The 13,019-nt window shown below is 53.2% G+C and carries 12 protein-coding genes and 1 tRNA gene; 6 read left to right on the forward strand and 7 right to left on the reverse strand.

All coding sequences use genetic code 11. The features are described 5' to 3' along the window. Nucleotides 1-71: 71 nt before the first annotated feature. Nucleotides 72-159, forward strand: a tRNA-Ser gene (locus OSB_RS07700). Nucleotides 160-420: 261 nt separating this feature from the next. On the opposite strand, the gene argE is transcribed toward OSB_RS07700, so the two are convergent. The 7 genes from argE to OSB_RS07735 form a co-directional block, all read right to left on the reverse strand. After that, on the reverse strand, nt 421-1,569 hold the full coding sequence (argE, locus tag OSB_RS07705) for an acetylornithine deacetylase (protein ID WP_049834440.1): 1,149 nt from the start codon (nt 1,567-1,569) through the stop codon (nt 421-423). Nucleotides 1,570-1,594: 25 nt separating this feature from the next. Then, nucleotides 1,595-3,664 (reverse strand): oxidoreductase, encoded by a 2,070-nt coding sequence (locus OSB_RS07710; protein WP_049834441.1) that lies wholly within the window; start codon nt 3,662-3,664, stop codon nt 1,595-1,597. A 97-nt stretch (nt 3,665-3,761) separates the two neighbouring features. Then, a complete protein-coding gene (locus OSB_RS07715; RefSeq protein WP_049834442.1) occupies nt 3,762-4,700 on the reverse strand; it encodes a LysR substrate-binding domain-containing protein in 939 nt (312 codons plus the stop codon). Between the two features lie 43 nt (nt 4,701-4,743). Next, nucleotides 4,744-6,240: an aldehyde dehydrogenase gene (locus tag OSB_RS07720; RefSeq protein ID WP_049834443.1), complete on the reverse strand. Its 1,497-nt coding sequence runs from the start codon at nt 6,238-6,240 to the stop codon at nt 4,744-4,746. Between the two features lie 15 nt (nt 6,241-6,255). After that, nucleotides 6,256-6,930, reverse strand: coding sequence for a DUF1028 domain-containing protein (locus tag OSB_RS07725; protein WP_049834444.1), 675 nt, complete (start codon nt 6,928-6,930; stop codon nt 6,256-6,258). Further along, nucleotides 6,927-7,343, reverse strand: a complete 417-nt coding sequence (locus tag OSB_RS07730) for a RidA family protein (protein ID WP_049834445.1) — start codon at nt 7,341-7,343, stop codon at nt 6,927-6,929. Before OSB_RS07730 ends, OSB_RS07725 begins: the two co-directional genes overlap by 4 nt. A gap of 22 nt (nt 7,344-7,365) precedes the next feature. Then, on the reverse strand, nt 7,366-8,643 hold the full coding sequence (locus OSB_RS07735; RefSeq protein WP_049834446.1) for a flavin-containing monooxygenase: 1,278 nt from the start codon (nt 8,641-8,643) through the stop codon (nt 7,366-7,368). A 260-nt stretch (nt 8,644-8,903) separates the two neighbouring features. Here OSB_RS07735 and OSB_RS16685 point away from each other — a divergent pair, with 260 nt between their 5' ends. Genes OSB_RS16685 through OSB_RS07755 form a run of 5 tightly spaced genes read left to right on the forward strand, consistent with a single transcriptional unit; the run spans nt 8,904 to nt 12,944 of the window. Then, nucleotides 8,904-9,080 (forward strand): hypothetical protein, encoded by a 177-nt coding sequence (locus tag OSB_RS16685; protein WP_158454107.1) that lies wholly within the window; start codon nt 8,904-8,906, stop codon nt 9,078-9,080. Further along, a complete protein-coding gene (locus OSB_RS07740; protein WP_049834447.1) occupies nt 9,077-10,168 on the forward strand; it encodes an ABC transporter ATP-binding protein in 1,092 nt (363 codons plus the stop codon). The genes OSB_RS16685 and OSB_RS07740 overlap by 4 nt, the downstream gene beginning before the upstream one ends. Further along, a complete protein-coding gene (locus OSB_RS07745) occupies nt 10,168-11,094 on the forward strand; it encodes an ABC transporter permease (RefSeq protein WP_049834448.1) in 927 nt (308 codons plus the stop codon). Before OSB_RS07740 ends, OSB_RS07745 begins: the two co-directional genes overlap by 1 nt. After that, nucleotides 11,091-11,897 carry an ABC transporter permease gene (locus tag OSB_RS07750; protein WP_049834449.1) on the forward strand — a complete coding sequence of 269 codons (807 nt, stop codon included), beginning with the start codon at nt 11,091-11,093 and terminating at the stop codon, nt 11,895-11,897. The genes OSB_RS07745 and OSB_RS07750 overlap by 4 nt, the downstream gene beginning before the upstream one ends. 18 nt (nt 11,898-11,915) lie before the next feature. Beyond that, the gene (locus OSB_RS07755) at nt 11,916-12,944 is read left to right on the forward strand and encodes an extracellular solute-binding protein (protein ID WP_049834450.1); all 1,029 of its coding nucleotides are present in this window, start codon (nt 11,916-11,918) and stop codon (nt 12,942-12,944) included. Nucleotides 12,945-13,019 lie beyond the last annotated feature (75 nt).

The following is a 13,019-nucleotide window of genomic DNA, read 5'->3' on the forward strand; positions in this document are numbered from 1 at the left end:
CACGCGATTGTCAGCAAAAGCGCTTGCGCCAATTCGCCCCCGCGCCTATCAGAGCCGCGATCAATCGACACGGAGAGGTGGCGGAGTGGTCGAACGTGGCGGTCTCGAAAACCGTTGAGCCTAACGGTTCCCAGGGTTCGAATCCCTGTCTCTCCGCCATCTTGATTAGCGAACATATTGGGATTACTCAGAAATTCTGGGTTCTTTTTGGTTGGGGTACATTTCGGGGTACAGTTTTGTGTGACCCTGACTGGTAACAACAAATCAAAATTAACTGCTAGGCCGGAGTTTTACCATCAGAACCAGCCGTAAACCCGCTTAAAGCCCCTAGAAAAACCTCTCTTCGCGAGCCTTTAGCGACATCCGTTGCTGTTCTCTCGACCCATACCGGATCCTGGCCCAATCCTACCTGAAGAAGGACTAGGATCTATTCTCCTTAAAAATATTATCCATCATTTTGTCGCACGCGACTAAATCGCCTTTGCGCAGCCCTTCATCTGGCTTGTGTCCGTCTGACGCCATGTCACCAGGTCCAATCACTACTGTCGTCAATCCAAGGTCAGCAAAAAAGCCAGCTTCTGTTCCAAACGGTACCTTGGTCGTGCCGCAGCCTCCGGCCAGCTTGGTGGCCCAAACGACCGCTGCTTCTGACGGGTCGGTTTGCAGACCTGGGTATGCATTGATGGGATCAACTGTAACGGGCGACGCTGCCGGATAAGCATCGCTTACTCGCTGGGCGATATCTTCTATGTCTTGCTGGAGTTCACGTGCCGGTGTCTGGGCGAGGTGTCGAATTTCCATGTCCAGCTCGGCGCTATCCGGCACGATATTTAGCGCCCGCCCGCCATGGATCTTTCCGACATGAACGGTTGAGTAAGGGACACTATACGCCGCATCTTGTGGTCCCGCTGCCAGTTTGCCTTGTAGGTCGCGGGTTTGGTGAATGAAATCGGCGGCGACATGGATTGCATTCACGAACTGCGGCGCGAGGGCGCTGTGTCCTGCTTGACCATGGCAAGTGACCTTAAAAGCGGCCTTACCCTTGTGTCCTGTTGCGACCTTCATGGACGTCGGTTCGCCCACGATTACGAGGCGCGGCTTGCCCACTTTCTTTTTCAACTCGGGCATCATCTGACGAATGCCAACACATCCGATTTCTTCATCATAAGAAATCGACAGGCTTAGAGGAGCAGACAATGAAGACGCCCCTACCCGCTGTGCAAGCGCCAAAGCAGACGCGAGAAAGCCTTTCATGTCAGTGGTTCCACGGCCAAAGACGCGGTCACCCTCGTCGGTCAGTTCAAACGGCGGACGTGTCCAGGTTTGTCCATCCACGGGAACCACATCAGTATGGGCCGACAAACAAACGCCGCCGTCAACGTCGGGGCCGATTCGCGCGAACAATCCGGCTTTACTTCGGTCAGGTGACCAAATTCGCACAACCTCAAAACCTGCGCTTTTCAGCAGATCCTCGACCCAATCGATCAGATCAAGATTGCTGTCGCAACTGACAGTTGGAAAAGCCACTAGCTTGTCCAATAACTCCAGCGTTCTGGCTATGTTTGTCATGTCATTGCCTAACTATTTGACGCGTTCAATCATCAGCAAGTTGTGTGATTTCTCGACGGAAGGAAAGCGCATCACCTATGTCGGTCCCATCCAACTCTCGTGCATAGCGGTGACCAGCATAAGTCGCCCAAGCGATCGGCCCCGGCGCATTAGCGTCCCCGATCAGTTTGACCGACTTGATACCTGCATCCGCCCACTCCGGTTCACGTAGTTTTAGGTCGTTGTAGACGGTGTTGTTTTCCGCGCGTGACGACACCATCAACACGGCATCACAGGCGATCTCTCGGGTCATATCTGTAAACATGCAATTGCTGACGACATGGTCTTTACCAATTGCGGAGACGCCACGGTTAAGCTCAATTGACACACCCATGTTTGCCAAGCGGCGGTGAATCTCGTGTTGCTCCAGCGTGTTAAGCGTCCATTCGCTGACATAAGCCGCAGGCGTAATTAGAGTAACGGAGCAGCCTTTCTGGATCAGCAGTTCAGCCAAGACGCCGCCCATGTAGTAATGGTCGTCATCATAAATCACGACGTGACCTTTCGGGCTAGCATCGCCCATCAGATCATCAGGCGTAAAGATCGGCATTGCATCGTCTGTGGGGAACGGGACAACGTGTTGACGAGACACGCCATCACGCCGCCACTTTGCACCGGTAGCGATGCAGACATTTTCGAACCCGAATTCGAGGATGCTTTCGGCGTCCAGCTCACTGTCAAAATAGCTTTCGACGTTTGCTTTTTGGCTTAACTGATACTCGCGGTAGTCAGCCACACGCCCCCATGCGCTAAGGCCGGGAAGATGGCGTTCTCGCGCCACGCGTCCGCCCAAGACAGTTCCAGCTTCGGCCAGCGCCACGTCATAGCCGCGCTCAGCGACGGCGCGCGCAGCCTCAAGACCAGCAGGGCCAGCGCCGATCACAAGAACATTAGAGCTATCGCCCTTGGTGTTCATCCGTTCAGGGTGCCACCCCTTGCGCCATTCTTCCATAAAGGTCGGGTTCTGGGTACAGCGACTGATCGACATCGTCATGTCACCTGTAACGCAAATGTTGCAGCCGATACATTCACGAATATCTTCGACCCGGCCTTCTTCGACCTTTTTGGGCAGAAACGGGTCCGCAATCGACGGACGCGCACATCCAATGAAATCCAACGTGCCAGACTTGATCATCTTGGCCATGACATCGGGGCTGGTGAAACGCCCCACACCTACGATGGGTTTATCGGTTAGCTCATGAATGCCTTTGACCAGTTCGTGTTGCGCAGCTTCTTCTTTGAAACGCGACGGCCCTGAACAGTCCTCCCACGTACCTTGGGCAAGATCCCAAAGGTCGGGCAGATTGCGGTTCATCTCTACAAAATCGCGGACTTCGGCATTTGAGAACCCAAGGTCACCGATGGTTTCATCCAACGAGACGCGCAAGGTAATGGCCATTGTGTCGCCAACGGCGTCGCGCATGTCAGTGATGACTTCGTTCACAAACCGCGAACGGTTTTCCAAGCTGCCACCGTACTCATCGGTCCGGTGGTTGGTGGCGCGACTGAGGAAGTGTTGAAAAATGCCAAATCCGTGCGCACCATACAGGCACATCAGGTCAAAACCCGCTTCTTTTGATCGTTTCGCCGCATTCACAAACCAGCGTCGCAAATCCTTGATGTCGGTCTTGTCCAACGCGCGCGCCTGAACAGGGTCATTGGTGAATGTCCGAATTGGCTGAGCAGAGACAGCCATTGGCACTTCGCGTGAATAAAGGTTTGGTCCATTCACGCCGGAATAGGCCAGTTGGATGCCTGCCAAAGCACCGTGACTTTTCATTTTTTCCGACATCTTGTTCAGCATGGGAATGTCTTTGTCTTCCCAAAGACGCAACTCGATAAAGGGCGTGATTTCCGATGTTTGGTGTATCTCGCACTGCTCAGTAAAGATTACGCCCCAACCGCCTTCAGCCTTGGATGCCCGCATTTCAGCCGCCGCGGACGGGTCACGGTAACCGCCTCCGTTACAGTGCGGGACCTGATAGAAACGGTTTTTAGCCGTGACTGGGCCAATCTGCATAGGTTCGAAAAGAATGTCGTAACGGGGATCGCGCACGAAAAATACTCCTGTAACGGAAAAGCTTAGGACCAGTCGTGACAGAGAAGCGGGTTAGGCTAAAGTCACGGTTGCGGAACCATGGCTTAGGAAAGACTTAAGCGCCATCGGCAATAGGAAGCCCCGGATACCCCCAGTTGGATATCGTTTGAGATGTATGATGGATGAAGGTGTCGACCGACAAAATATTGCGGGCACCTTCGGGGACAATGAACCCGAGACGCAAAGGCCTCGGCGTGTCCTTGAACGGAATAAAGCAAAGCGCACGGCCATCCGGTGACAGATCAGTATGCGGACGGATGTTGGCAACCGAGAATCCAAAACCGTTCGCGACGAGCGAGCGCATAACAGCCATATCGCGCGTTCTTTCAACGATTTTAGGGGATACGCCGGCGCGATCAAAGACGCTCATAAAGTAAGTGCGGCTTATCGGTAGATCCAACAAAACCATCGGATATTTCACGAGCGTTTCAGCCGAAATCGATTTGCGATTGGCCAATGGATGGTCGGCCGAGACAACAATATACAGAGGCAATGAACGCAGCGGTATAAAATCTAAATCTGCCGGAACTTCCAGATCATAGGTCAGCGCGACATCAATATCCGCCCGCCGTATTTTCTCGATCAGCGTTTCTTGATCGCATTCAATTTGCGAGATTTGCACATCAGGATGCTTGTGTTGAAATTCGCGACGGAGCGCAGGCAGCAAAACCTGCGCGAAGGTCAACAAGCAGCCGACATTCAGTGGTCCCTGTACGCTTCCGGAAATGGTCCCCGCAAGCCGGTTCAGGCTGTCAGCCTCCTTCAGAACTTTTTGTGCCTGTATCATGAACTGACGCCCCGCTTGCGTCAAACTTAACCCATGCGCATGCTTTCGGACGAAAAGCGGCAGACCAAATTCGTCTTCGAGCTGCGAAATCGCGGCAGAAATCGAAGGCGACGAAACGTTTACTTGTGCACTCGCCTGCGCAATTGAACCCTGCTCACCAACCGTGACGAAGTATTCCAATTGTCGAAGTGTAAATCGTAACGCCATACCCCAGTTACGCTGGGCTGCTTGAAAGTTTCAAGCGCAATTCTCAGGGCGCATACTTAATCCACGTGGTTTTTAACGCGGTGTATTTATCGAAGCTATGCAACGATAGGTCGCGCCCGAAACCAGACTGTTTCATCCCTCCAAACGGTGTCATCGCACTGAGCGCATCAACAGTATTCACCGACACAGTTCCTGCCATCAACCTATCAGAAACGCGCAACGCACGACTTAGGTTGTCTGTCCAAACAGACGCAGCAAGGCCGTAAACACTGTCATTGGCCATACGAATGGCGTCCTCTTCTGCATCAAACGGGATGACCGACAGAACGGGGCCAAAAATCTCATCGCGTGCAAGCGCGTCATCATGGCTCACGTCATCAAAGATCGTCGGCAGCACAAAACACCCTTTGCCATCGACGTGAACCTGTTCACCGCCTGCTACAAGATTGGCGGTTTGCTTGCCTGCTTCAACAAACTTCATCACCCCTTCGGTCTGTTTACGATCCACAATCGCGCCCATCTTGGAGGCCGGATCAAGAGGATCACCCGGTTGCATGCCGGCCGCCCTCGCGACGAGTTTCTCAACGAATTCGTCCTTAATAGATCGTTCAACATACAGTCGCGAATTGGCGGAGCAAACTTCACCTTGGTTAAAGAAAATTCCAAAGGCCGCCATATCCGCAGCCGCGTCAAGGTTTTCACAATCAGCGAACACGAGGTTCGGGCTTTTCCCGCCGGTCTCAGGCCAGATTTGTTTTAGGTTCGATTGCCCTGAATATTCCATGAATTTCTTGCCGATCAAAGTAGATCCGGTAAAGGCGAGACAGTCCACGTCCATGTGTAGGCCCAAAGCCTGACCCGCAGTGTGGCCAAACCCGGGGACGACGTTAAACACACCATCAGGCACGCCAGCCTCAACCGCCAGCTCAGCAAGGCGAAGGGCCGAAAGGGGTGACTGCTCGGCGGGCTTCAAGACAACGGAATTGCCGGCGGCCAAAGCGGCTGCAGCTTTCCATGTCGCCATGTCGAGTGGAAAGTTCCACGGTGTAACCGCGCCAACAACACCGAGTGGGACCCGTGCGACAATCGCCAGATCACCGGGGCCGGTTGGGGCGACTTCATCGTAAATCTTGTCGATGGCTTCGGCGTACCACTGAAAGAAATGCGCTGAACCCGGTGCGTCAATTGTCGCCGCGTCCGTGACCAGTTTACCCATATCAAGGCTATCAAGCAGGGCAAACTCCTCCAAATTCTCGCGGATCAGGTCAGCGAGTTTCAAAAGAACCGCTTTGCGATGGGCAGGATCGGTACGCGACCAAATGCCCGCCTCAAACGCGGCGCGACCAGAGGCCACAGCGCGATTCACATCCTCCAGATCACAGGATGCGACGTCGGCCAAGACGGCATCGGTTGCCGGATTGATAGATTGAAACGTCTCTCCAGAAGCCGCATCAACAAATTTCCCGTTGATAAAAGCTTGGTGACGCATTGTCAGGCCAGAGGCGCGCTTGGTCCAGTCGGCTTTGGTGTAATCTAGCATTGTAAAATTCCTTACTTACTCGTCGCCGGGAACGCCGTAAGACGGCGCTTCGCGTGGATCGATTGCGCGCTGCACATAGGCATCCAATTGCGGTTTATAGACGTCCCAAGCTGTCGCGATATTCTCGATCGGGCAGTCCTCGGTCCAGTCACAGCGTAACTCGGCCACGGGCCACGCGACTTTATCAACCATCAATAGACCTGCGGAATGCAGTGGCCCAGCCTCACCGCCGGCAGCCAAGCCTGCACGCATCGCGGCAATCAAGCGATCCCCAAGGTGACCCGCACTGTTCAGAAATCCATCGACCACGGCTTGCGGCACGCTGTCATTGGCCAACATATTGCCGCCAGATGCCACATTCGGCCCCTGCGCTTGCGTCCATATACCGAGAGAGTTCGGGCCAGAGTGGATCGCCGTCGCACCATTTTTATCGACGGCCAAAACCTGTCGGTATTCGATGAATTTGCCCAGATCACTCACCCCTGCGATCGCCTCATCCGCGGCCATCCCACCTTGCATGAGATCAAGTGCCAATGGCCCCAACGTCGGGTCCGTAACATTCTGAGACGCCACAGCGCCAACACCCGCGCGCGCATATGCGCATCGCGCTGCAACAGCGGGAGAGGACGATGATATCGCAAGACCAAACATCCCAGTCTCAGCGCAGCGGGCGACCAGTGAGAACGTCATTCCGGGATCACCGCTGTGCCGTCAATCTCGACCAGCCATTCGGGCCGCGCCAACGCCTGAACCACCAAACCGGTCGAAACAGGATGCACACCTTTGATGTATTCGCCCATCGTGCGATACACGTCTTCACGGTGGCGGACGTCCGTAATGTAGACAACAACTTTGACAAGGTGCTCCATTGATCCACCTGCCTCTTCGATCAGCTGACGGATATTTTGCATCACTTTATGGGTCTGTTCAACGGGATCATGGCTATTGATATTTTGCGCATCATCAAGGTTCTGCGGACATTGCCCTCGAAGCCAAACAGTCTTGCCGCCTTGCGTGACAACCGCTTGGCACAGATCGTTATCAAGGTTCTGTTCGGGGTAGGTTTCGCCCGTATTGAATTTTCGAATGCGCGTATGTGCCATTGGGGTTCCGTTCAGTTTTGAGTCATTCATCTGCGGCAGGGACAATTGCTGCATCGCCATCATAGTCTGCATAGGCGCGTTGGATTGCAATCAGATCTGCGACGAACTTGGCATCGTGCCACACCCCCCACAAGAACGTCGACCCACGGCGCGATTGCCACGGTAAGCCAAGGAAATAGAGGCCGGGCTCCTTGGAGACGCCGCGTTGGTGGATTGGCGCGCCCGTTTCAGTGAACGCATCCACTTTTAGCCAGCTGAAGTCTTGCTTGAAACCCGTTGCCCATATGATGGTTGTTATTCCCATCTCATTTATATCCAAGCTAAGTTGAGGATCGGTCAGGCAGTCTGGGTCCGGCCATGTTTTGCGCGCGTCCGGATCAAGTGGCAAATCCAACCCCGCGGACGCAGCATAAGCGTCTGCCGCATCCAACATCTGTGCATAGTTGGCATCGCCTGCGTCGACATTCTTACGTGCGTCATTTGCAAATTTTAGCACACCATCCGCGAAGGTCTCCGTGCGTCCCAAAAGGGTGACGCCCTCACTTGCAAGACGGCGGAAATCCATTGTGTGACCACCGTAAGCGCCGCTCACTGAAATCGTTACATGTTCTGTGCCAGGTTCTTGCGCCGCCAAGTCCCAAAGACCAAGCACACCCAACCACCAAACGAAATCGCGGCCGCGGTAACGGCGCGGAGGACGATCATGTGGGCCAACGGACAAGAAGACCTTGCGCCCTGCCCTGTTTAATTCATCGGCAATTTGTGCACCGGATGACCCTGCACCAACCACCATGACTGCGCCATCGGCGAGCTGATTAGGATTGCGATATGCGGCGGAATGCATCTGATGAACTGCAGCGCCTTGTTCAACAATTGGCGGAATGACTGGATGCTGAAACGCCCCAGTGGCTGCAACGATCCGAATGGCTTCGATGATGCCATCTGAAGTCTCAACACGAAAACCAGCGCGATCCTCAAACGGCACAGCGCTCAATACTTCAACACCGGTTCGCACTGGGGCCTTCACCATGGATGCATATTCTTCAATGTAATCAGCGACCCTATCTTTGCCAACGAATTCGTCCGGCGCGTTGTCCTTGAATTCAAGGTTCGGAAAACGGTCGTGCCACACGGGGCCATTGGTGACTAGGGCATCCCAGCGCGACGTGCGCCACGCCTCAGCGATCCGGCTTTTCTCCAACACCAGAAACGGTACGCCTTGTTGACCTAGATGCTCACAAAGCGCGATTCCCGCTTGTCCGGCACCAACGACTAGCGTGTCTATCTTTTCAACTGTCATTCAATGGCCTTCCCAATCGGTGGTTTTCAAGATTACCGTTTAAATGGTCCGTGGAAAGAACAGTCTGCATTAGTTGTGATTAGGGTGTGGCTAAGATTTTGCCCCGCGAGGAAGGAAGGGCCTAAGCTTGCCTTCGTCAATTCAAACGTGACATCTCTTTATCTGCGGAACTACAATTTTGGTATCAAGCCCCCGCTAGACGAAGGGCGAAATCGAAGAGATCCTATGATGGCGACTATAAAGATAAAGGGGCGCTTGTCATGAACGGCGTTGCCAATCGACATTTGATAAGCCTTCATAACTTTACTTGCCAGTGTATTCATGAATACAGTGTGAATATTGGCACCTTGATGACCAACCCGATTGCAGCAGCTCAGGTAGGAAAAACCAAATATGAAACCGCACCTAACCTTGCTATTCAGGGAGACGACAAATGAATGAGACCACAGAAATCGCGGTCGATGTCCGCGATGCTGTCAAACGATACGGTACTTTCACTGCTTTACAGCAAATTTCACTGGCCATTCGAGACAATGAATTTTTCACGCTTTTGGGCCCGTCCGGCTGCGGTAAGACAACGCTTTTGCGGATGATCGCTGGCTTCGAAGACGTGACTGAGGGTGGGATTTACCTTTTTGGTGACGAGATAAAAACCTTACCCCCTCACAAACGCCCAGTGAACACGGTCTTTCAAAACTACGCTTTGTTTCCACACATGACAGTGCTTGAAAATGTCGGCTTTGGGCTTGAAATGAAGGGAAGCTCGCGTGCAGAAGCCGCTAAACGTGCCGCAGAAATGCTTGAACTGGTTCAACTCTCTCAGTTTGCGCACCGTAAACCTTCGCAACTGTCCGGCGGGCAGCAACAACGTGTAGCCCTTGCCCGGGCGCTAGCCCCATCTCCTAAAGTTCTATTGCTGGATGAGCCGTTGTCTGCACTCGATCTCAAGCTGCGTAAGGCTATGCAAATAGAACTAAAACAGCTTCAAAGGGAAACCGGAATTACGTTTATCTTTGTCACTCATGACCAAGAAGAAGCACTGACCATGTCAGATCGAATCGCCGTAATGTCCGCCGGTGAATTGCAACAACTCGGTGCGCCGCGCGACATCTACGAACACCCACACAACATGTTCGTGGCCGATTTCATTGGGGACACCAACCTTCTTGAGGTGTCCGTCGACAAAATCGCGCAAGGGCGCGCCCAATGTCATATTGGCGGTGGTCATGAGCTAATCTGCGACGCGGTCGAAGGTGTCGCGTCTGGCGCCAAAGTACATCTTTCTGTAAGACCGGAGCGTCTGGTCTTGTCGGAAAAAGCCACGAGCGCCGAGAGTTTGAAAGGTGTGGTGACGCAAAACATCTTTATTGGCACCGATATCACAACGATGATGGATTTAGACGGTGGCCCGAAAATCACCATCCGCACATCAAACACTGAGCGCGGCAATAAACGGCTTTTCGAGCCAGGTAGCTCTGCTTTTGTGGACATGGAGACAGGCGCTGCGCGCTTGTTGGTTGACTAATGGCGGGTGGTGCAGCTTCCGGCGGCAGTGCCGCATCCGACACCTACAGACAGGCGCGCAATTGGCTCTTGCTTCCGTCATGGCTGGTGCTCGTTGTTTTCGTGCTCATGCCTGTCTGTGTCATGGTCATCTATTCGTTTTTAACCAAAGAATTTCGCGGTGGAGTAATCTGGGACCCTACCCTCGCGGCCTACGATCAATTCTTCTTTGATCGCGGCTTGTTCGGCGACGACGATCCGACGCTGCAATGGACCTACATCAGCATTTTCTGGCGCTCAATTTGGCAAGCAGGCCTGGCGACAATTCTGTCACTACTGATCGGATTTCCAACCGCCTATTACATCGCCACGCGCCCTGCTAATACCCGTGCGCTTTGGGTGTTTTTGATCACGATCCCCTATTGGGTGAACCTTTTGATCCGCACGGTGTCGATGAAATTCCTGCTGCGCGATGAGGGTCCCCTAAATGACTTTTTGATGAACATCGGGTTGATTGGCGATCCGCTGCATATCATCAACACAAACCTCGCGGTTCAATTGGGACTGTTTTACAGCTACCTGCCATTCATGGTGCTACCGATCTACGCATCGGTTGAACGTTACAATTTCACGATGTCCGAAGCGGCGGCTGACCTTTACGCTACCAAGTGGACGACCCTGCGGCGTATCCTTTTGCCCGCTGTGAAGCCAGGTGTAATAGCCGGCTGTATCCTCGTATTCGTTCCTAGCCTTGGGGCGTTCCTAGCGCCTGACTTGCTGGGAGGTGCGAAGAACTTCATGATCGGTTCACTGATCGAAGAGCAGTTCAAAGGAAACGCAGGCAACTGGCCGTTTGGTGCTGCGGCATCAATGGTCTTACTCACTATGGTCATGGTTATTCTATTGATCTTTGCCCGCCAGCAACGTCGTGGGGGGGGCGAACAATGAGTTCTACAACAGATGTCAAAACCTACGCGGGATTCCGGTTCATAACCATCCTGTGCTTATTCATTCTTTATGCTCCGCTGGTCGTGGTGACGGTCTATTCGTTCAACGCTTCGGAATCGATTACCACATGGGGCGGCCTTTCATTGCGCTGGTATGCCGATGTTTTCACTGGACCCGAAAGTGCAAAGTTCCAGCAAGCGGCTTTCAACTCGTTTTCAATCGCCATCATCGCAGCGACGATTGCGACAGCGATTGCCACCGCAGCGGCCACGGCCATCGTACGGGGCGGGAAGTACAAACTACGCGGCCCGTCAATTGGACTAATTTCATTACCCATTATGGTACCCGAAATTGTTCTTGCCGTGGCGACATTGATCTTCTTCAATTCCATCGGTTTTACACGCGGGTATATGACCATCCTCGTCGCGCATACTGCGTTCTGCATCCCATTCGCATACCTACCTATTCAGGCGCGGATGCAGGGGATCGAGGACACTTACGAACATGCTGCGATGGATCTTTATGCGACCAAAGCACAGGCGTTCAGGCGCATTCTTTTCCCCCTTATGATGCCGGGCATCATATCGGGATTCTTGCTGGCGTTCATCGTCAGCCTCGACGATTTCATCATCACCAACTTCGTCAAAGGAGCAGGGGTTGAAACCCTGCCGACAGCGATTTTTGGCTCGGTGAAACAAGGGCTTAAGCCCAACATCATGGCGATATCTACGATGCTTCTTGGCCTCTCAATCGTGATGGTGACCATCTCTTACTTCGTCTCGAAGTCGGACAACACAAAATAGCAATAGGGAGCTATCAACATGAAACTTCTAACAACATCCGCCATGGCACTGGCCCTTCTGGCAAATACTGCAGCAGCTGACGGTGAGCTCGTACTTTACCACTGGTTCGAATACATGCCTGCCGAGCTGCTCGAAAAATTCACTGCTGAAACCGGCATCAACGTCACAATGGACACATATGACTCGAACGAAGCATTGCTTGCATCCATTAAGGCGGGTGGTTTGGGTACTTATGACCTCGCCTTCCCTGGAGATTACATGGTGCAAATCATGGCTGGCGAAGGACTCCTAGACACCATTGCAGACGGTGAGTTGGCTAACATGGGCAACATCGCACCAGAATGGGCGGACCCTTCGTTTGACCCGGGACGTATGCACTCCATTCCTTACCAGTGGGGATCGACATCCTTCTCCGTGGATACCGACAAGTATTCCGGCGATATCAACACAACAGATATTCTGTTCAACCCACCAGCAGAATTGTCAGGCAACATAAACATGCTCGACAGCCAAGGTGAAGTGATGGCGCTCGCTTCATTGCACATGGGAATTCCGCAGTGCTCAACAGATCGCGAACAGCTGAGCGCGTTGAACGATATGCTGCAAGAAGCAAAAACGCACTGGGCTTCATTTAACTCTGACACGGCAAAGGAAGTGTTGGTATCTGGCGATGTTTCCGTCGGTATGATTTATGATGGCTTCAGCGCCAAAGCGCGTGTTGACCGCCCGTCTGTTACATACGCCTTCCCGACACAAGGCTACGTCGTTTGGATGGACAACGTGGTTCTTATGAACGACGCCCCAAACCGCGAAAGCGCAATCGCGTTTATGGATTTCTTGCTTGAACCAGAAAACATCGCCGCAGTGTCCAACTTTGCCCGCTATGGCTTGGGTGTGACCGGTGCTGAGGAGTTCCTTGACCCTGAGCTGGCTTCTCTTCCTGAAGCCAACCCTCCTGCGGTAGCAGGTGCAGGCGCTTTCGTTGCTGTTTGCGACGAAGCGACCCAGGCAGTCTATGACCAAATCTGGACGAACCTGAAAAACTAAGTCACCCTTGGCTTAACTGTCGGCGGCCTCTTCGCGGGGGCCGCCGTTTCTAATTAGATTGATAAACGGGACAAG

The sequence above is a fragment of the Octadecabacter temperatus genome (genome assembly GCF_001187845.1).
GTDB classification, from domain to species: Bacteria; Pseudomonadota; Alphaproteobacteria; order Rhodobacterales; family Rhodobacteraceae; genus Octadecabacter; species Octadecabacter temperatus.